Annotated in this window: 20 protein-coding genes; 6 read left to right on the top strand and 14 right to left on the bottom strand. The window is 57.7% G+C overall.

The window, feature by feature from the left end; translation table 11 throughout:
- From WS45_RS28075 to WS45_RS28010, 14 genes are all read right to left on the bottom strand, one after another.
- On the bottom strand, positions 1-238 hold a 238-nt coding region (locus WS45_RS28075), incomplete at its 3' end, for a tetratricopeptide repeat protein (protein ID WP_179950400.1).
- A 131-nt stretch (positions 239-369) separates the two neighbouring features.
- Entirely contained in the window at positions 370-1,461 is a 1,092-nt protein-coding gene (locus tag WS45_RS28070) for an EscU/YscU/HrcU family type III secretion system export apparatus switch protein (protein ID WP_059532895.1), read from the bottom strand.
- A gap of 3 nt (positions 1,462-1,464) precedes the next feature.
- Positions 1,465-2,229, bottom strand: a complete 765-nt coding sequence (gene sctT / locus WS45_RS28065) for a type III secretion system export apparatus subunit SctT (RefSeq protein WP_059702675.1) — start codon at positions 2,227-2,229, stop codon at positions 1,465-1,467.
- Between the two features lie 9 nt (positions 2,230-2,238).
- Entirely contained in the window at positions 2,239-2,493 is a 255-nt protein-coding gene (gene sctS / locus WS45_RS28060) for a type III secretion system export apparatus subunit SctS (protein WP_059532888.1), read from the bottom strand.
- Between the two features lie 41 nt (positions 2,494-2,534).
- Entirely contained in the window at positions 2,535-3,218 is a 684-nt protein-coding gene (locus tag WS45_RS28055) for an EscR/YscR/HrcR family type III secretion system export apparatus protein (protein WP_059532886.1), read from the bottom strand.
- Positions 3,219-3,224: 6 nt separating this feature from the next.
- On the bottom strand, positions 3,225-4,172 hold the full coding sequence (gene sctQ, locus WS45_RS28050) for a type III secretion system cytoplasmic ring protein SctQ (protein WP_082722053.1): 948 nt from the start codon (positions 4,170-4,172) through the stop codon (positions 3,225-3,227).
- The gene (locus WS45_RS36680; RefSeq protein ID WP_441294168.1) at positions 4,169-4,612 is read right to left on the bottom strand and encodes a SpaN/EivJ family type III secretion system needle length determinant; all 444 of its coding nucleotides are present in this window, start codon (positions 4,610-4,612) and stop codon (positions 4,169-4,171) included. Before WS45_RS36680 ends, sctQ begins: the two co-directional genes overlap by 4 nt.
- 856 nt (positions 4,613-5,468) lie before the next feature.
- Positions 5,469-5,930, bottom strand: coding sequence for a hypothetical protein (locus tag WS45_RS28040; RefSeq protein WP_156437312.1), 462 nt, complete (start codon positions 5,928-5,930; stop codon positions 5,469-5,471).
- Entirely contained in the window at positions 5,917-7,209 is a 1,293-nt protein-coding gene (gene sctN / locus WS45_RS28035; protein WP_059532874.1) for a type III secretion system ATPase SctN, read from the bottom strand. Before sctN ends, WS45_RS28040 begins: the two co-directional genes overlap by 14 nt.
- Before the next feature lie 7 nt (positions 7,210-7,216).
- The gene (locus tag WS45_RS28030) at positions 7,217-7,624 is read right to left on the bottom strand and encodes a hypothetical protein (protein WP_059532871.1); all 408 of its coding nucleotides are present in this window, start codon (positions 7,622-7,624) and stop codon (positions 7,217-7,219) included.
- A gap of 15 nt (positions 7,625-7,639) precedes the next feature.
- The gene (locus WS45_RS28025; RefSeq protein WP_059532904.1) at positions 7,640-9,715 is read right to left on the bottom strand and encodes an EscV/YscV/HrcV family type III secretion system export apparatus protein; all 2,076 of its coding nucleotides are present in this window, start codon (positions 9,713-9,715) and stop codon (positions 7,640-7,642) included.
- A 5-nt stretch (positions 9,716-9,720) separates the two neighbouring features.
- Positions 9,721-10,851 carry a type III secretion system gatekeeper subunit SctW gene (sctW, locus tag WS45_RS28020; protein ID WP_059532868.1) on the bottom strand — a complete coding sequence of 377 codons (1,131 nt, stop codon included), beginning with the start codon at positions 10,849-10,851 and terminating at the stop codon, positions 9,721-9,723.
- Positions 10,851-12,683: a type III secretion system outer membrane ring subunit SctC gene (sctC, locus tag WS45_RS28015; RefSeq protein ID WP_059702671.1), complete on the bottom strand. Its 1,833-nt coding sequence runs from the start codon at positions 12,681-12,683 to the stop codon at positions 10,851-10,853. The genes sctW and sctC overlap by 1 nt, the downstream gene beginning before the upstream one ends.
- A 9-nt stretch (positions 12,684-12,692) precedes the next feature.
- Entirely contained in the window at positions 12,693-13,445 is a 753-nt protein-coding gene (locus tag WS45_RS28010; protein ID WP_059532862.1) for a helix-turn-helix domain-containing protein, read from the bottom strand.
- Positions 13,446-13,769: 324 nt separating this feature from the next.
- Here WS45_RS28010 and WS45_RS28005 point away from each other — a divergent pair, with 324 nt between their 5' ends.
- From WS45_RS28005 to WS45_RS35370, 6 genes are read left to right on the top strand one after another with little or no spacing between them, the layout of a single operon-like run.
- A complete protein-coding gene (locus WS45_RS28005; protein ID WP_059702669.1) occupies positions 13,770-15,113 on the top strand; it encodes a PrgH/EprH family type III secretion apparatus protein in 1,344 nt (447 codons plus the stop codon).
- Positions 15,110-15,403 carry a type III secretion system needle filament subunit SctF gene (gene sctF, locus WS45_RS28000; RefSeq protein ID WP_257127640.1) on the top strand — a complete coding sequence of 98 codons (294 nt, stop codon included), beginning with the start codon at positions 15,110-15,112 and terminating at the stop codon, positions 15,401-15,403. Before WS45_RS28005 ends, sctF begins: the two co-directional genes overlap by 4 nt.
- Before the next feature lie 23 nt (positions 15,404-15,426).
- Positions 15,427-15,723 (top strand): type III secretion system inner rod subunit SctI, encoded by a 297-nt coding sequence (sctI, locus tag WS45_RS27995; RefSeq protein WP_059532857.1) that lies wholly within the window; start codon positions 15,427-15,429, stop codon positions 15,721-15,723.
- Between the two features lie 3 nt (positions 15,724-15,726).
- Positions 15,727-16,566, top strand: coding sequence for a type III secretion system inner membrane ring lipoprotein SctJ (sctJ, locus tag WS45_RS27990; protein WP_082722052.1), 840 nt, complete (start codon positions 15,727-15,729; stop codon positions 16,564-16,566).
- Positions 16,563-17,159, top strand: a complete 597-nt coding sequence (locus tag WS45_RS34240) for a type III secretion apparatus protein OrgA/MxiK (protein WP_175981865.1) — start codon at positions 16,563-16,565, stop codon at positions 17,157-17,159. Before sctJ ends, WS45_RS34240 begins: the two co-directional genes overlap by 4 nt.
- Complete coding sequence (locus WS45_RS35370; protein ID WP_156437310.1) at positions 17,128-17,805, top strand: hypothetical protein; 678 nt, start codon at positions 17,128-17,130, stop codon at positions 17,803-17,805. Before WS45_RS34240 ends, WS45_RS35370 begins: the two co-directional genes overlap by 32 nt.
- Positions 17,806-18,255 lie beyond the last annotated feature (450 nt).

The raw sequence follows: 18,255 nt of genomic DNA, 5'->3' as shown, positions 1-18,255 counted from the left end.
CCATCGCATAGTCCACGTTGTAAAAATCGTAGATATACAGAAACCGGAAGAACACCTCCGCCTCGTCCAGACGCCCCTGCTGATAGAATCGATACGCATAGGCATAGATGCCATCCATCAAGTCCTGGGAGATACCCTGCATATCCTTGATGGTCGCGCCAGCCTGAATTGCCTCAAACATCGACGGCGCCATCTCTTCCAATTCAAATACATCGGAGTCACGCGTTTTTTGGGCCATACCACATCCTCATACCGGTCAATTGTTAGCCAATCAATGCGTTTCGATGCGGCGATGCAACACGATTCACTGTACGCTCCGCCCCACGAAACAACTTTCAAAAATCATGCGAAATACAATTAATCTATTTGTCAATCCTCTGCGACATCCGGACGCACACGCTCATCTGCGCTGTCGTCCGGCACCACGTCCGGCTGGTTCGCGCGCTCCACCTCCCTCAACCACTTCAATACCTCGAATACCTGTCGAAGATCTTCGATATCAACAAACGTATACAGCCGTGAGTGGCGGTAGATCGAACGCGCCAGCGCAATATCCCGCACCACGGGCACGCCCACCTGCTCTGCGTAACGTAACGCGGCCAGTGCCCGCGCGTTGGTTTCACGCACAGACACAAACGGCAGCGGCGCGATGGCCGTATTCATGTAAATTCCGATCGCGATGTGGGTCGGATTGGCCAACATCGCGTCGGACTGCCGAATATTCGCTTTCGTCTCTTCAGACAAAAGCTCAATGTGGACCTCGCGACGACGTCCCTTGATCTCAGGGTCCCCTTCGGTATTCTTATGCTCCTGCTCGATCTCATGACGGTCCATCTTGAGATTTTTGTAATACAGCAGGTATTCGGCCACGGCGTCTATGACCACCACCGGCACCGAACAGGCGAGGAAAAGCAGGATCAACTCCAGCGTCAGTCGCATCCACACATGCCCAACTGCCATCGTTGGAAGATCAAAGGTACGGAATAGGGTGCGCGATTTCTCTGCCACAAACAGTTTGATGGTTACACCAGTGACGATCAGATACAGTATCGCCTTCAGCAATTCCTTTAGCGTTTTCAGACTAAATATCTTCTTGAACCCGCTAATTGGGTTAATCGCGCTCAAATCGAACTTGATCGCTTCGGTTGCCACCGCAAACCGACTCATGATCAGGCTTGGCAAGGCACTCGCAACCACGCACACGATGAGCAGCGGCACAACGATGAACAACGCTTCCCGAACGCATGCCGACAAAAATGCATGCGGCGTTGGAAGTTCACGTTGCACGGCCAATGCATTCAGAACGTCCATGACCTTCCGGACATCCACGAGCCACACCGTCGCCACCGCCCCGACCGCCAGTTCAATCAGCGTCGTCAGATCCTTCGACTTGAAGGTTTGCCCCTTCTTCGCCGCATCGCGCAGTTTCTTCGGAGTGGGTTTCTCAGTCTTTTCAGCCATACGTCAAGTGAAAAATTGTGCGAACGGATGGAGTCCGAACACACGCGTGAGCGCCGAAGGCACCGCATCCACGAAATAGAAATGCAAAATCACGAACGCCAACACGCTCTTGATACTCAGCGACAAAGAAAATGCGTTCACCTGCGGGCAAAAGCGCGAAAACAACCCCAGCAGCACGTCCGACAGGAACATCACGATCGCAACGGGCGCGGAAAGCACCAATCCCTTCGCCACCGAATCAGTCAGTAAGGTGCCAAAGCGCAGCAGATCGACATGCAGAACGCCTCCGACCGCCACTTGTCGATAGCTGTCGGCGATCGCCTGCACGATCACAAGCATCCCGCCTTGCTGAAGGAAGATCGCTGCATACATGAGGCTCACAAATGGCGAAAACACTGATGCTTCGATGCCCGTTGCAGGATCCAGCGAATCGCTGATCGTGGCGCCGCGTTGATTATCGATCAGCTCGCCCAATGCAGTGGCGGCCCAAAAAGGCAGTGCCAGCGTCAGCCCCAACACGAGACCCACCATTACTTCCTGCATCATCAGCGCCAGCAATTCGCCCCAGGTGCCCGGATGTGGATGCGCCATGGCAGGCCACAAACCCAGCACGACCATGAAGATCGCCATGTTCTTGACGATCGCATTGGACACGGTCCGGTCGCTCAGGAATGGCAGCAGATAAAAAACGGGCGCCACGCGGGCATAGCCGATCGCCAGTGAACCGAGCTCGCGATAGTATTGGGCAAACAGCGTGTAATCCGACACACCGCCCCCTTACTTCAGTCCGATTGTCACGGCCTCGATGGCAAACGCGATCAACTTGGCCGAGATCCAGTTCGACAGAAGCAGCAACGAACCAAATACGGCAAGCAGCTTGATCCCGAAAGGCAGAGTCTGGTCCTGAATCTGCGTGACGGTCTGAAACAGGCCGACAATCAACCCAACAATCGTCGCCACCGCCACTGGCACCGCGCACAGCAGAATCACAAGCACAATGGCCTTGCTGCCTATATAACTTAGTTCACCCAATTTTATGTCCTGTCATCAACCGCGATTAGCAAGCGTGATCGCTACTTCATCAAATTCATGTATTGCATGATCATGCCCTTGCAGATCAGCGTCCAGCCGTCCATCGCGACAAACAAAATCAACTTGATCGGCACGGAAATCGTCACCGGACTCATCATCATCATGCCCAAAGCCAGCAGCACATTGGACACAATCAGGTCGACCACCAGAAACGGCACATAGAGATAGAAGCCTATCTTGAAGGCGCTTTTGATCTCGCTGAGCGCATAGGCCGGCAGCAATACCATCAGCGAGTGCGCGTTGGCGCCCGCATCCTCGTTCGTGACAGCGCCCGCATCCCCATCGGCATTGTTAGCCCCTGCCGTTTGTGCCTGTGCAAAGAACTTGACCAGCCCCGGATCCGCATAGCGCTCAAGGTATCGCTTGTAGTCACCCAGCCCGCCATCAACGAAATCGTTCAACGATTGACTGTCCATGACATTGACCTGATGCGACTGCAGATATTCATAAGCCCTATGGGTAACCGGCATCATCACAAACAGCGACAAAATCAGCGCAATACTGTTCAGGGCCAAGTTCGACGGCACCTGCTGGATCCCCAGCGCATTGCGCACTAGCACCAGCACGACGGAAAATTTGACGTAACACGTTCCCGACGCGATCACAAAAGGCAACAGGGTCGCAGCCGACAGGATCGCAATTAGCAGTACATCATGATTCAGCATTGCACCTCACTTCGGCTCAGCCAATTCGATCGATTGCAGCTCAACCGCGAGCCTTTCACCAACCTGGATCAGTTCACCCCGAGCCAAGTAGCGGCCATTGGCATAAATGGTCACCTCGCGCTCGGCACCGGGCGCCAACGGCACCACCATGCCAGCATGGAGTGCGGCGACCTCTGCGACTGTCGTTTCGTTCTGCTCAAGCACAAACTCAAGCTTGACGGGCAGTGCATCCACTTCAAACGGACGCCCATCGCTTGCGCGCGCATGGCGGGCTTCCCCACCGGCGGGCGTCGCGCTTGCCTGCGCACCGTCGCTTTTGTCATTCAAGATCATCGTGTTTCCTTCTAGCGAAAACGTGAACATCCTCTGGCTACTCGCCTTGACCTCCGGAGCCCACGTCTGAATTAATATGGCATCACCGACACGCAGGCGTCGCAATGTCACCAACGGCGCCTCCGTCCGGCCCAACGCATAACGCAGCGTGATCGGCACACGGGCAGCACGCGCGGCGCTGTCGCAGACCGGCAGTCGAGCTGGCAACTCCACGAAACTGACGGCAATGCGCCCCTTTGCCTCCACCCGCAAGACGGGCTCAGGAGGACTATCTGCGTCCAGAACGCACATACACTTCACGTCACACCAGCCAGCTGCAGGTGCCACCAATACGCGACGAATTGCGTCATCTTCATTCATCAACGCACACAAGTGCCGCGCATCTACCGCCTGCCACGCGACATCACGCCACGCCGGGTAGGCATTCCGTGCCAATTCGACTGCATTGGCCCAACCGACATAGCGCTGCCCTGCCGCCATGGCTTCAATCCGAACCATTCCTCGTCGCAGACAAATCGTTTGAACGGTTGCCGCATGCCCGGCAGACCAACCTGCGACATGCTGCACCAATCGCGGTACCCGCGTGTCCACTTGCCTGAGTTTCAATCGTGCATCCGTCATTCGTCGTCCTGCGTCCACTGAGCCCGATGTCGGTGCGACTTCTCTTGGCCCCCGCCCTCACGTTGAATCGCCACCGTGCCGGGCCGCCCATCCTGATATCGAGACAGTGCGTTCGCCACAGTCTCGTCCGAGGTCGACACAGTGAACTTCTGCATCGGTCCCGGAACATCGGTTCGGACGTCGACTGCGGGTTCCCCGGTCCAGGAATTAAATTGATAGCGAATTGTGCGACCCGTTGATGTGGTCGACCGGACAAAGCTCGCTGTCGAGGTAGCCGGCGAATCGAGACGCGTCCATCGCGTCAACTCTGCACGCGGCGGCTTGGCGAAATCCTGGGACACATCCTGTCCATGGCCGGCATTCCCGCTGACCGCACCTTGCGGATGCCATCCATTTATCGTGGGCGAGCCGTCAGTATGACGCGACGTATCTCCATGCATTCCGGCACGGGCTGGCGACGCACGAAGGTCCGCTAGCCCGCCCTGCTGGGCCTGTCGCGCATTTGTCGGTAGCGCCTCGCGCTTCTTAGTGTGGTTGCCGCCGCCTACTTGCCCCGCATCGTTGGCGCGCGGCGGCACCGGCCCAACAGATCCCGCATGAGCGGACTGTGCGCTTGCCAGTGGCGCTTCGCGCGTCTCCACGTGGCCGCCAACGCTCCCTTGCCCCGCGCCGTGAGCGCGCGGCTGCACCAGTTCAACAGATCCCGCGTGAGCGGACTGTGCAAGCAAGCCTGCTTGCCCGCCCTCGCGATCCGATCGCACGTTTGCCGGATGTGCGTCACGCTTGTCCACGCGGCTGCCGGCACTCACTTCCCCGTTGCCGTGGGCGCGAGACGGCTCCTGACCAGTAGCCCTCACATGCACGGGCCGCATACCGCCGTCCATCCGACCGCCCTCACGACCCTGCCGTACATTTGCCAGTCGTGCCTCGTGGCCTCCGGCCATCGCTTGTTGGGCAGACAGGGAAATCGCTCGCCCGGCACCATCAAAGCGAGCCGAAAGTTGACGATCTGGCACGGGTGCCCCCCACAACATCACGCCACATCCGCTACCAGGATCACGTTCACGCTTGCGCTCACGTTCCGAGGACTTGCGATGCGTCGCGTGGCGGGAAAAATCCTCCTTATCCGGCGCCTGCCCCATATCGTCAGTCACGGCGTAAACCTCCCGCTCTGCGCCGTCCGTCGCGACATTGCGCCGGTCAGCCATTGCCTTCTGGCATCGCTGCTTGAGCGTCGTCGTGTCAGATGCGTGATGATCTGATTCATCCATTCCCGTTGCACCTGGCCGGGACACGTTATCGATCGTGGTCATATCCCACTCTTTCCATCGTTTCCGATTCCATTTGAAGATCCTGCCGCAACAGACGCTGCGCCCGCATTCGACACATCCACTTCTCGTGTTTTTTTTGCCTGCGTCTCAGTGCTGTTGCGGCGCTCTGCGCTTTCGCGATCGCCTCTCTCGCCTCGTTTCGACTCGCCTCCAGCTCCGTCACCTCCAATTGATGGCACGCGATCTGGAAACGTCCCACCGCCTGCTGGCCGCGAATCCGCATCAACGCATTGCGACGCACCACACCAGACGGCGTCAACGTGGTAACCAACTCGTCGCGCAAATGCGCAATCGCATTGGTATGCGTATCGATCTCGTGCTCGATAGCGCCCAGATGCTGACGTTCACGCGCCAGCTGAGCCTGGATAGCACTTGCTCGATGCACCAGCACGTTTGACAACGCAGCGATCCGCTTAGACGGCTTCACTCATCCGCTCCAGTGTCTGGCCAAAATCGGCCCGTTCGTTCAACGGCTGCTGCAGAAAAGCATCGAGCTCCGCGCGCTTCGCCATGGCTCTGTCGTTGTCGGGATTTTCTCCAGGTCGATATTCACCCAGGTCGACCAGAATCTGCATCTCGTCCAGACGCGCCAAGTGACTGCGAAACTGTCGCGACAATCGGTGATGATCCGAAGTCGTCACGTCCTCGAACAAGCGGCTGGCGCTTTGCAGGATATCGATTGCAGGATAATGCCCCTGGCCTGCCAGGCTGCGACTCAAATAAATATGCCCGTCGAGAATCGATCGCACCTCGTCGCCGATCGGATCCGGCTCGTCCTCGTTTTCGAGGAGAACGGTATAAAACCCGGTAATACTGCCTGTCTCGGTGCGCCCAGCCCGTTCGAGCAGGCGGGGCATGGTTTCAAATACCGACGCCGGATAGCCACGTCGCGCCGGCGGTTCGCCCGCTGCAAGCGCAACATCGCGCAAGGCCCGGGCGTAACGTGTCATGGAGTCCAGGAACAGCATCACATTCATGCCCATATCCCGAAAATATTCGGCGATCGCAGTCGCGACCAACGCTGCATTGCAGCGATCCACCGACGAACGATCGGAGGTCGCATAGACGACGATGGTCCGGTCACGACGCGATGACGCCCGCACGCGCTCGACGAATTCCGAGACTTCGCGTCCGCGCTCCCCCACCAGCGCGACCACATACACGTCAGCGGCCGCGTGCTCAATCAGCATATTCATCAGCGACGTCTTGCCACAGCCTGCCGCAGCGAAGATTCCCACCCGCTGCCCGACCCCGCAGGTCAGCAGCCCGTCGATCGCCCGGATGCCGGTCGGCATGCAGGTGTCGATCACACGCCGTTGCCTGAAATCCGGCGGGGGTGCGTCGATCTCCATCCGCTGCCTGCCACCACCGACCGGAGCGTTTTCGCGCAACGAAGCGACATGTTGGCCCGTCGCGTCCACGACGCTGCCGAGCATGTCCACGGACATATCGACCGTCAATCGCGCACCGGTCGGCACCAACACGGCCTGGCGCGACAAACCCGTGGTCGTGCCAAGCGTGCTCAGTACCGCCACGTCATCGCGGAGCCCAACCACCTGGGCCCGCCCGACCGCCTCTCGCGCCTCAGTGTGCGCCCGAATCAGACACAGTTCGCCGATCGCGACATCCGCAAGCGGCGCCTCAATGATGGGCCCCTGAATGCGACGCGGATGCGCGAGGCGCTGCGCCAACTGCAGAATGCTCATGCGCGCCCTATCGTGTCAAAATCTCGTTGACAGCGCACAGATCCTCATAAAAGGACTGCAGCGCCTCGGTAAAGGCCTCGACATCGTACCCACACATGTCCTCGACCTGACCATGAAGCAGCAACTCCTCATCGACCAACGACAACAACGGCCGATGCACCACAAAATGCGCCGAAACGCGTGGCATCAGGTACCCAAGCAAATCCGACGCGGCGTTCGACAACTGAAGATCACCACTGAATTCGAGCTTGCTCCAGATCCTGATGTGCTCATCCTCGCATTGAACATACATATCCGGCACCGAGTTGAAACTCAACCGAATCGGCGAGTGCCCATCCAGTTTCTCATCAACCAGATTTGAGCAGCCAAGCAATGCCATGCTGTCACGTACCAACTTAACCATATCGATATTCATGGTGAATATCCTCCTTTATACCGTGCGCAACACGTCGACTTCGACACCGTCAGCGACTTCCCCGAACGACAGCACTTCGAGTTCGGTGAACCGGCTCTCGATCAAACGCTTGACGAAACGCCGAACCTCCATCGAAGTTAAAACAACGACATCACATTGCGAATATCCGATCCCCCCCAGTCCAGTTTCCAGCAAATCCAATAACGCTTCACTTTGAGCGGGCTCCAGATTCAAAAATGAACCACTGGAGGTTTGCCTCACGCCCTTATTGACTCGCTCTTCAAACTCGGCGGACAAGACCACGGCGTTCAGTCGATCACTGACGGCAAAACGGTTCGTGATATAGCGCGCAAGCGCCCCCCGGACATGCTCAACCAGCATCACAGGATCCTTTTCGCGCGGCCCCCATTGCGCCAGCGACTCAAGAATCAGTTTCATATTTCGCACGGAAATGCGTTCCTTCAGCAAACGCTGAAATACTTCAGAGATACGCTGCACTGAAACATGACGGTAATTTTCCTTGAGCAGCTCGGGATATTTTTTTTCCATATCATCCAGCAATCGCTTCGCCTCCTGGATTCCAAAGAACTCCGTTATGTTGCGCAATACTACTGACAAAAACTGGCCATACAGGTCATCCAGCGCGGAACGTGTCTGGACATCCATCCGGTGCAATCCCTGCACCTGCTCTGTCTTTACCCAATACGCCTCTCCGCCGGCGTTATCCGGCAGCAGCAGCGGGTTCATCTGCAAACCGTCCAGAATCGCAGTCGATCCGATTACACGATGACGGTCAAATGCGATGGAAAACGTCGCGGCGCGAATTTCATTGATCAGGAGCATCACCTTGCACGCATCAACGTCAGGCGCGTATTGCACGTGGATATCGGGCAGGCGAACCCCCATTTCGATAAACGCCCGTTCACGCAGTTTGGCGATCACATCCTGGGATTCCATCGATTCGCGATTCTGTTCGGATGCCACAAGCATCAACTGGACCGTTTCTGGAATCAATCGATCAACGTCCAGCTTTGGCTTCAGTTCCGGCGCCGCCCCATGAGCCGACGCGCCCTTCAGGCCAGCCGCCACTTTGCTCACCAGCCCCTTCGGCGCCGGTTCGCCAGCCGCGACGCGCGTCGCCATGCGCTTGCGCAAGACCACTGCCCCCAGTCCAATCGCAATCACCAAAAATACGATGAACGGAAAGCCCGGCAAGATACCAATCGCCAGTGCAATGACTGCGGTAACCAACAGGACGAACGGGTTCGTGAAGAGCTCCCCCACAATGCCCTGCCCCAGGTTTTTTCCGGAACCGCCTACGCGCGTCACCACGAAGCCTGCTGCAATTGCAATCAGCAATGCCGGAATCTGGCCGACCAGCCCATCTCCAATTGTCAGGATGGTATAGGTGGTCAGCGCCTGCGACATCGTCATCCCGTGTTGCATGATCCCCACGGCAATCCCGCCAATCAGGTTCACGAAAATCACCACGATCCCGGCAATCGCATCGCCCTTGATGAACTTCATCGCACCATCGAACGCACCATATAGCTGGCTTTCCTGCTCAAGCGAGCGGCGACGCTCCTTAACACCCTCACTGTCGATGATTCCGGCCTTGAGATCGGCATCGATACTCATTTGCTTGCCGGGCATCCCGTCGAGCGAAAAGCGCGCAGCGACCTCGGCCACACGCTCGGCCCCTTTTGTAATCACGATGAACTGTACGATCGTCACAATGGCGAACACAACAAAACCCACCATCAGGTTGTCGCCAATCACGAACTGACCGAACGTCGTGATGATCTTCCCCCCCTCAGCCTGCAACAGGATCAAACGAGCGGTACTAATCGACAGCGCCAGTCGGAACAGTGTCGTAATCAAGAGGATCGACGGAAAAGTCGAAAACTCCAGGACGTTCACGATGTAGAACGATCCCATGAAGACCAACAGCGCCAGCACGATGTTGAAGCCGATCAGGAAATCGAGCACATATGCCGGCAGCGGCACGATCAGCATCGCGATCACCAGCACCATCAACGCCACGATAATGAGTTCCGGTCGTGACTGAATACGGGTCAGTACATTCTTCATGTTCTTCAATCCGCTGTACGCGAGACGGACAATGTCGCGCGGCGCTTTTGCTTGCTTTCCTCGGTATGAAGTGCGGTCATACAATCGCGCAGCGTATCGAGTACGGCATGCCGCTCCTCGATACTGTCGTACAAACTCGATGGGATCGTCGCAAAGGCACGCGAAACGCGTTGCATCACTTCCGAGCACCGCTCCGCCGGAAGTACGCTCAACACCGAACCCAACGACTCCGCAAGCACCGACTGCATGTCATAGGGGCGCTGCAAGCCTGTCAGCATCATGTGGATTGCCAGCTCCTCCGACACCAGTTGCACTGATTCGGGCCCGGGATCCAGCAAACGCCCGAGAAAAATCGCATCAGCCGACGACAGCGCACGCAAGTGCCCTATCGATGTCAGCAGCGGACCAAACTCAGCCGCACACCCGCCACTCGGATCTAGCGACTGCATGTCGTATTTCAGGGCGGCACCGACATATTCGAGAATGCGCTTGCGACGTGCGATACCGAATTCCTCGATCCAGCTTTCGTACACGACCCGATACGCCTCTGCAAATTCGAGAAACTGCCGGTACAGCTCGCGCAGACGTCGCGGGTCCAATCGCAACTGCGTGGCGAATGCGCGTGCCTTGAGCGCGACGTTGATGCCAGCCTTGATGGCACGCGCCTCATTACCTCGCATGAGCTCGTCGATCGCTTCATCGAGCACCTCGGTTGGCTCGCCGTCGAGCTTGCGCCGCCGCCTCAGCTCGCGCAGCGCTAGCAACGCGTCGCTGCCGTCGGGAAAACGTTGCATCACCTCTCGCAGCACTGCCACCACGCCACGTGAACTTGACGCCGTCTGGCCTTTCAGCGCGTTCGCGAGCTCGTCCAGCTTGTCTCCGGCCTCGGGATCCAGCATTCGTTCGAGATCGTCGGTGCGTCGCGTGCGCCGGTCCACCGATCGAAACCGGCCGAACTGCGCCAGCAATTCCGCCGCGTCGTCCTCCGCCTCCACCAGCTGTGCCGCCACAAGCTCGACCTGCTCGACCTGCTCGTCCGGCCCCTGGTCGAGCGACGGGTCCCGGTCGAGGCGCGCACTCCCGCTCAAGCTCCGCCCCGAAAATCGGTTACCCGGAATATTCGTAATGGCAGCCATTAGTGCGCCTCCATATACGGACGCAACAGATTCACGGTCGCGCGCAACGCTGCGTTATTCTCGATATCGCCCGACTGCCACGCCTGACCCTTTCGCCACGTCGCGCCGGCGCCCAGCACCTTGGGCTGGATCAGAAAAACCCGCACCATCTGGTCATGGCTTTCGGTATGCCAGCGAAACAAGCCACCGATATAAGGAATACTGGCCAATCCGGGAATACGATAGTGGTGACGGCGCGCATCGTCGCGCGTATTGCCGCCAATTAGCAAACTCATGTCGCGCGGCACGCGCGCTACCGTGTCGATTTCGGTGCGATTCACGAGCGGCAGTGGCGACGCGCCGTTCGCATCATCGCCATTTGCATTGCCATCCTCTACATCGACCTGCATCTCGACTTGCGAACCATTGGCTGTCAATCGCGGCAAAACGTTGATCATCGTGCCGTAGGTCACATGCTCAAGCGAAACAGCCCGCTCGCCGATCAGCTTGGCATAAAACGTCTGGTTGTTGTCGAAGACAGCGGGCATGTTCTCTTGCGTCAGCAGGATCGGGCGCGACACGATCGTAGCGTCACCGTTTTGGTGTAGCGCCATGATCGACGCAAGGAATTTGGGACCGTTCAGCGTAGTCGTATTGTCGGTTCCGTTGAAATTTCCCGAAATCGTGTCCGAGCCGAACGTGCCCTGCCAATTCACGCCCAGTTGATCCAGGCAGCTCTTCTTGATATCAATGATCCATAACGACAATTCGATCTGGCGTTTCGAAATATCCAGTGAATGAATCAGGCTTTCCATATCCTGAACCTTGTCCATGGGACCGGTGAGCACGATGCTGTTGGTATCAGGGTACGCAATGGCCCTCACGTCCGTTTCCGCACTCACCGAAAATGCCCCCGAGTGAGGTGCAACAACAGGTGAAGCGGAAGCCTCGGCTGCGGGCGCCGGCAACGCGTCGCCCACCGAAAACGGCGAGGTATCCTGCCGATCAGCATGGGTGGCTTTGCCCGGCGTCGAGTCGGTTTCCGGTGTCCCAGCCCCATTGCTTGATGCCGGTTGACCACTAAAGATCTGCGACAGGACCGTCGCCATGCCCGGAATATCGACAGGCTCATCACGCAACATATATCGGCGGTCGTCGACAAAGCTGTTGTGCAGGGTCACGACCTTGACCACCTGCCTGCCGCTCTGCACACTGCCACGCATTTGGTCCAAATACTTGGCGGCCGCCGTCACCAGGTTCACATAGATGGGTGCACCGGTTACATAAAATGTACCGCCCGAATCGTCACCCCGAATTGGGAACGACGGATCCAGCAAATGCGTCTCGCGAACGAAATTGCGCAGATTGCGCACCGTGGCGTGCTGCATCGACACCACTGCATTCTTGATCTCGCCATCGTCGTACAAGTAAATCGACGAGCCATCGTCGTAGGACAGCAACCCCATCTGATTGGACAGCTGTTTGAGCACAGCGCGTGGATGAACCAAATCAAACCGCCCCGTAACATGCTTGTGCCGCACCCGGTCACTCAGCACGACCGCGCGATTAAGCCGCGCCGCAATCGCGTTGGTCAGCGCAGCAAGACTGGCATCATTGGCCATGAACGCGGGAGAAGAGTCTGCACGCACCTCGTGCGGATCATGCGCCGCGCCAGCGTCATCCGGCGCCCAAACGGCAGCACTGCTGACGGACGCCGCCTGCGACGCAGAAACGGGCGCATCGACAGAGGGCTTCATGGGCATCGCCAAAGGCGCAGCGCACGCCACGCGCACTATCACGCAACACAATCCGAACAGCGCGGCGATACGTGGCGCCGCTTTCAAATACTTCATGCATTATCCTTATTGACCTTGCCGTATCTTGCAAGGTGAAATACCCAAAAAGTCCTTCACCTCTTTTGACAGATGTGACGACGATGAAAACCCGGAGCCGATCGCCAACTCGGTAAGCGACTTGCGCTCATCCACAATCCCCAGCACCACCCCGGCCGCGCGCCAGCGACGCAATTCGCCCTTCAGGCTTGTCCCCAGCGCTTGCCGGCACAGACGTCTAAAATGCGATTCCGATACGCCGTATTGGCGACTGAGATCTGTCACAGATTTGAAACTCAAGCGCTCCGCCAGCAGGAACCGCACAAGGCCATAGCTCTCGTTCGCGCGCAGCAATTCGAATAACGCCGCCATCTGTCCATCGCGCTCGATGGCCCGCTCGACCATCCATCGCTCGATATGGTCAGCACTCAAGCCGCCCGGCACCTCGATCAACGACACCGTGCCCCTCTCGCCCGCCGAGGCAGGCATGGCAAAACCCGCTTCGATAAACGCCAGCAATTTCGCGAGCAGCGACAATGGAATACGCTGATAGCGCCATGCGCCAGTTCGAGCGGTGACTTCGAATTCGTGCACGCCCGCTACGAGGAGCGATTTGCTGTCAGTGACCGACGTGGTGCACCGACGCTCACTGGATGTCACGACCTCCAGCAAGACGGAGTCCGTGACCGGCCGGATTACCAATACCGACGGCCGCCTGAAAGCACGTGGCTGCGCGACGCGCACCATATGCCACCCCAAACGTACTGCCCGAGCCAGTTCCATGCTTTGACCTCCGATGCATCGGCATGAAATCGAAGGATGACCGCCGATTCGCCGACAATTTATTTCAGTACGGAGGTTATCATTCGAGCAATATTCGCCCAACACCGTTTAGCGATTTTAAGAAAAATCCGATATTGAAATAGATATATCCTCTGCCGTGTTCGGTGATTTGTCCCGCTGTCAGATCAGCGTCAGGATGAATTGATAAACAAATCATCGATTTTTCATGCCACGCCCCCACTCCCTTCCGCATAATCCATTACTCCATTTCACTTGGGCGGCGCCCGCAGGCACTGACGCGCTCATTTTTCTAGCTCTTTTTGGATGACTCATCTCGACACCTCACCTTTTCATCTAGCCCCGGAGGACACCTCGCACGACAGCGGCACCGCATTTACGCAATCGCTCCCGGAAAATGATTCTCCGGCGCGCCACGCGTATCAGCTGCGCATCCTGTTCGGCCCCCTCTTCGGCGTCGATATTCGGTTGCCGGAAAGCGAGGTGTTCTTCCATGTGGGAAACGATGTACCAGCCACCGCTCCTGGCGAACGCAGCACGGTCTGCGCACTCGAGCAGGCCACAAACGTGCTCTACATTCCGTATCCAGGCTCGACTGGCCACTTCCGCCTGCGCCTGTCATCGGATGGCGTGCATCCTGATCCGGATGGCGAACCTCACTGGAACACGCATCAGGTTGAATTTGTGGGGCACGATCAAATCGAGTGCTTGTCGTTCGCGCACAATGCGCCGCTGCGCCATGGCGCAGTTGCTTTTGCAGTCAAGCACGTCGATGAGTCTTGGAGCGATGCGGTGCTGAACTTCTCGCCGGCGGTGGAGTCCGATGGGCCAGGATCGGCGTGCCAACCCGAATCGGCTGTCGACGCCAAAGCGCGGCGCGTTCATTACCGATGGGTTGCGTTGCTGGCGATCGTGCTCGTCGCGATCCTCACTGGCATCGGATATTGGCAAGTGCATTCCTACGTTTCGTCGCGACAAGTGGCCACCGTCGCCAATATGCTGGCCCAAGCTCCGGCGCCAAATGCAATACTGCCCGGCCGCGATGGAATTATTCATGTAATCAGCAGCACCGATGACGGCGCTGACTGGGATCGACAGGCACTGCTCAAGGCGTCGCCAACCCGACACGTCCAAGTCACGTCGCTCGCCAGGGAGAAACGGCAACTGGAGCACCAGTTGATCACGCAGGGCATTACCGTCGTGTCGATCCGGCTGGATACACCCGCCTCACCCACCGTGGTTGTGATGGGTGGCACCGATGCCCGCATTGATGTGTCACGGCTTGAGCAACAGGTTCAACAGCTTGTGCCTTATGCTACGCGGCCCCAGGTGCTCGTCACCAACATGCAGACGATCGAACAGTCCGCGCGTACGATGCTCGACGCGATCGATGCCCACTATCGGGTCACCCCGCGCCCTCAGGGCGTCACGTTTGAATTGCTCGGCTCGCCTACGGATACGCAATTGGCCGCCCTGCAAAACCGAGTTTTGCGTTTCAGCCAGCTTTGGGGAACACGTTATGTCAATTTCGATATCGCGATGCGTCCGAGCCGGCTCAACGACAAATCCTACTGGGACGGTGATGGCCGCTACATTCTGGTCCATCCTGATTCTTGGTATTTTCCTCAACCTCTCAATGGAGTGATATGAGTATGAACGTAAGCTTTCCTAATTCTTCGAATATGTTGGGTACAGATCTAAAGCCTGCCGACGGTGACTATATCTGGAACGCAGGTGCAGCTTTCGATACGGGCGTTGGCGATCTGAGCAATCAAATGAAGCAGGCCATGAGTATGCTGTCGACTTCGCCCAGCGACCCGGTCTACCTTGCGCAATATCAGGAAGTTGTATCCGAATTCAGCATCTACCGCAATGCACAGACGAGTACCGTTCACGCGTTGTCAGATGTCGACAAGACGATCCTCGGGAACTATCGTTAAATCATCCTTCCGGAGTTGTGTTTATGTCTATTCCGTCCATTCACGGCGCGCCGGCGGTCTTCGATGTTTCCCCTGTCGAATCCGCTCATGCTCCGGCATCACTCGACGACATGGTGCAGCAAGCGTTCCAGCATATGAACAATTCCGCCAATACCCATATGGCGGCCATCAATCACGTCATTGCGGGTGATCCGAGCGATCCTTCTCATCTGGCGAAACTGCAAGCAGCAATGTCCGACTACAACATCGAGATTACGATGGCGGGCGAGCTATCACGCAAAGCCATTTCCGCCGTCGAAACGCTGGTGAAGGCTCAATAAGCAATGAATCGCCTAGTCAGATATGGGATCCTCCCAATCGTCTGCCTGCTCAGCGCCTGCAATCAGCAGGCGCTGCTGCACGGCCTATCCGAATCACAGGCGAATGAAGTGGTTGCCGTTCTGCAAGCACACGACATCCACGTCGCGAAAGTCGATCAAGGCAAATCCGGATATGCGGTCGATGTTGGGCAAACCGATTTCCCGGCGTCGGTCGACCTCCTGGACAAATACAACCTGCCCTCTCCCCCGCGTGTTGAGATTGCCCAGGCTTTCCCGTCCGACTCCCTCGTCGCGTCACCCCAGGCAGAGCAAGCTCGATTGCTGTCCGCCGTCGAGCAGCGCCTCGAAGAGAATCTAGCCGCGATGCACAACGTTGTCAGCGCGCGCGTTCAGGTGAGCTATCCGCTGCAACAATCCGAGCTCATCAAAAGCGAGCCCAATATGCACGTATCGGCGTTGATCACCTACCGCAACGATGTCGATCAGGCGGTACTCGTCAGCGAAGTCAAGCGTTTCATCAAGAATAGCTTTTCCCATATCGATTATGACGATATCTCCGTCATTCTCTATCGTGCCCCCGCGATTTTCCGGGCCGCTGCGACCGAACCTCGATCTGTTTCGCCGACGTGGCTATACGGTCTGCTGGCGATTCCCGCGCTCCTCGCGAGCCTCGCTGCAGGTCTCTGGTGGCGATACCGCAAAACCCCTGGCACGTCGGTGCGGGCACTGCTGCCGAGCCTGCGTCGAAGCGAAGACGACGCAACACTCGAAAACGAACATGCAGAACCAACCGTTGCTGCGCCGACCACCTCTGTTGCCACCACGACGGAGAGACCGTCGTGAATCCACGCGCACTGTTCCCGATTCTGTACGCGCCGCTCCGATACACAGATCCGGACCATCATCAACTCCATGGCCTTGACCTGACGCGACTACCCAAGTCGCTTGCCAATCAGTGGTTGATCGAGCACTGGGCCTTACCAGTCTCGTGTGACTTCGCGTTCCGACACGATCCCGACATCATCACGTGTGTGCGATCGTGGTCGCACCTGCGACGGATCTGCTATCTGCTCGGCTTGTTGCGCGTGCGCACTCCACTCATCGAGCAGGCATGGTACCCAAGACTCGATGAACTCGCTCGTCAATTCTTACTGATCCGGGTGCCGGCCGTTCCGACCATGGATGCTGGCATCCGTCTGCAGGAGAGCGACATCTTCGCAGCCGGATCAGCTTGTCTCGCTCCGGTATTTCGGCGCATGCCCCCGGCCTTGCGTGCCCGGTTGCCGTTACTGTTTCCCTCCAGCGTCACCCGCTCGCTCACGGAGCAACTGCGCAATCCGTCGACCGACACGGCCATCCCACCGTTTCTTTTCTCGCTTGCTCATCACTATGCCCTTGACACCCATGCGCCAACTCCCCGACCTACCGCTGGTTGACAACGCGGTCATACCATACGCGTCGTTGCGACGCGCCACGCGCGCGACCAATCTGCTCAAGGACGCTCAGCATCGTGCCAAAGGCCTCGTCCATGACGCGGAAAAAGCAGCACAAGCTCGCCGCGACCACGCTTTTTTGCAAGGTCATGAGGCTGGACTGGCTCAAGCCGCCGCTCTCGTCGCAACCTATTTTGCGAATTGTGAACGCTGGCAGGTGACGCTCCACGATCAGGTGGTAGCGAACGTCACGCATACCCTGGCCGGCCATCTCGACGATCCGACGTGGCTTATGCGCCTCACCGAAGACCTAATTCGCCAGCGAGAAACGTACCGGTCCGCACCAATGTCCGTTTCCCTGCCGCAACATGCGAAGGCAATCAGGCCCGCTTTACGCCAACAACTCGAACAGGCCGGTGTATCCGCGCAAATCGACCTTGTCGATGGTACGGTTTTCGCCGTCCGATGGGGAGACGAGGTTGTTGAATTTGACACCACCACCGTGGCGGATTCAATCGTCCAAACGACCTTGCGCGCCGTGGACCATCCGTTACAAGCTGCCAGGACTCGCAACCTGACGCGACACTTTCTTGATAGTGCTCTGCAACAGTATGACGCCCTGCTTGTTAATCCCAAATGCAAGGAATAATCACCATGCACCCAATTTCATCGCTTGTACGTCACCTCGCATCCGAGGGAAATCCCTCCGGCTCAACGCCGCCTCCCTCTCTCGATCAGCGACTTACCGCAACTCACCAACAATCCTCCGGCTCACCTTACGCCACCCAAAATACCCCGATGACTCCCGCCGAGTTCGAGTGGAAGTGTATGCTGGCCAACTGGGAAAACCAGATCTTTTCGCCGGATCCGGACGACCCCAGCACCTGTGCGACATTGACAACTCAACCAAGCTGGTGAAATCGGACGCCGCGTAGCTCAATATCCGCCCCACGCCATGCTGTCACCCTGCCGTCGCATGTGAGCGGCAGCGAGCACACCCTTATCTGCACTCGAATCCTGGGACATCGCGTCGGTCAAGGCAGTGTCCGACGCTGCCCAATCGCAGGGTGGCGATTCACTGACATCGAAGTCGCACCGC

Source organism: Burkholderia sp. RF2-non_BP3 (genome assembly GCF_001522185.1).
Classification (GTDB): domain Bacteria; phylum Pseudomonadota; class Gammaproteobacteria; order Burkholderiales; family Burkholderiaceae; genus Burkholderia; species Burkholderia diffusa.
This window is presented reverse-complemented; position numbering and strand designations above follow the sequence as displayed.

What these genes read in the sequence shown, in the direction of transcription:
- WS45_RS28070 (WP_059532895.1), bottom strand. Translation starts at nt 1,461, where the DNA reads ATGGCTGAAAAGACTGAGAAACCCACTCCGAAGAAACTGCGCGATGCG.
- WS45_RS28055 (WP_059532886.1), bottom strand. Translation starts at nt 3,218, where the DNA reads ATGCTGAATCATGATGTACTGCTAATTGCGATCCTGTCGGCTGCGACC.
- sctQ (WP_082722053.1), bottom strand. Translation starts at nt 4,172, where the DNA reads ATGACGGATGCACGATTGAAACTCAGGCAAGTGGACACGCGGGTACCG.
- WS45_RS36680 (WP_441294168.1), bottom strand. Translation starts at nt 4,612, where the DNA reads ATGCATGGAGATACGTCGCGTCATACTGACGGCTCGCCCACGATAAAT.
- sctN (WP_059532874.1), bottom strand. Translation starts at nt 7,209, where the DNA reads ATGAGCATTCTGCAGTTGGCGCAGCGCCTCGCGCATCCGCGTCGCATT.
- WS45_RS28030 (WP_059532871.1), bottom strand. Translation starts at nt 7,624, where the DNA reads ATGAATATCGATATGGTTAAGTTGGTACGTGACAGCATGGCATTGCTT.
- WS45_RS28025 (WP_059532904.1), bottom strand. Translation starts at nt 9,715, where the DNA reads ATGAAGAATGTACTGACCCGTATTCAGTCACGACCGGAACTCATTATC.
- sctW (WP_059532868.1), bottom strand. Translation starts at nt 10,851, where the DNA reads ATGGCTGCCATTACGAATATTCCGGGTAACCGATTTTCGGGGCGGAGC.
- sctC (WP_059702671.1), bottom strand. Translation starts at nt 12,683, where the DNA reads ATGAAGTATTTGAAAGCGGCGCCACGTATCGCCGCGCTGTTCGGATTG.
- WS45_RS28010 (WP_059532862.1), bottom strand. Translation starts at nt 13,445, where the DNA reads ATGGAACTGGCTCGGGCAGTACGTTTGGGGTGGCATATGGTGCGCGTC.
- WS45_RS28005 (WP_059702669.1), top strand. Translation starts at nt 13,770, where the DNA reads ATGACTCATCTCGACACCTCACCTTTTCATCTAGCCCCGGAGGACACC.
- sctF (WP_257127640.1), top strand. Translation starts at nt 15,110, where the DNA reads ATGAGTATGAACGTAAGCTTTCCTAATTCTTCGAATATGTTGGGTACA.
- sctI (WP_059532857.1), top strand. Translation starts at nt 15,427, where the DNA reads ATGTCTATTCCGTCCATTCACGGCGCGCCGGCGGTCTTCGATGTTTCC.
- sctJ (WP_082722052.1), top strand. Translation starts at nt 15,727, where the DNA reads ATGAATCGCCTAGTCAGATATGGGATCCTCCCAATCGTCTGCCTGCTC.
- WS45_RS35370 (WP_156437310.1), top strand. Translation starts at nt 17,128, where the DNA reads ATGCGCCAACTCCCCGACCTACCGCTGGTTGACAACGCGGTCATACCA.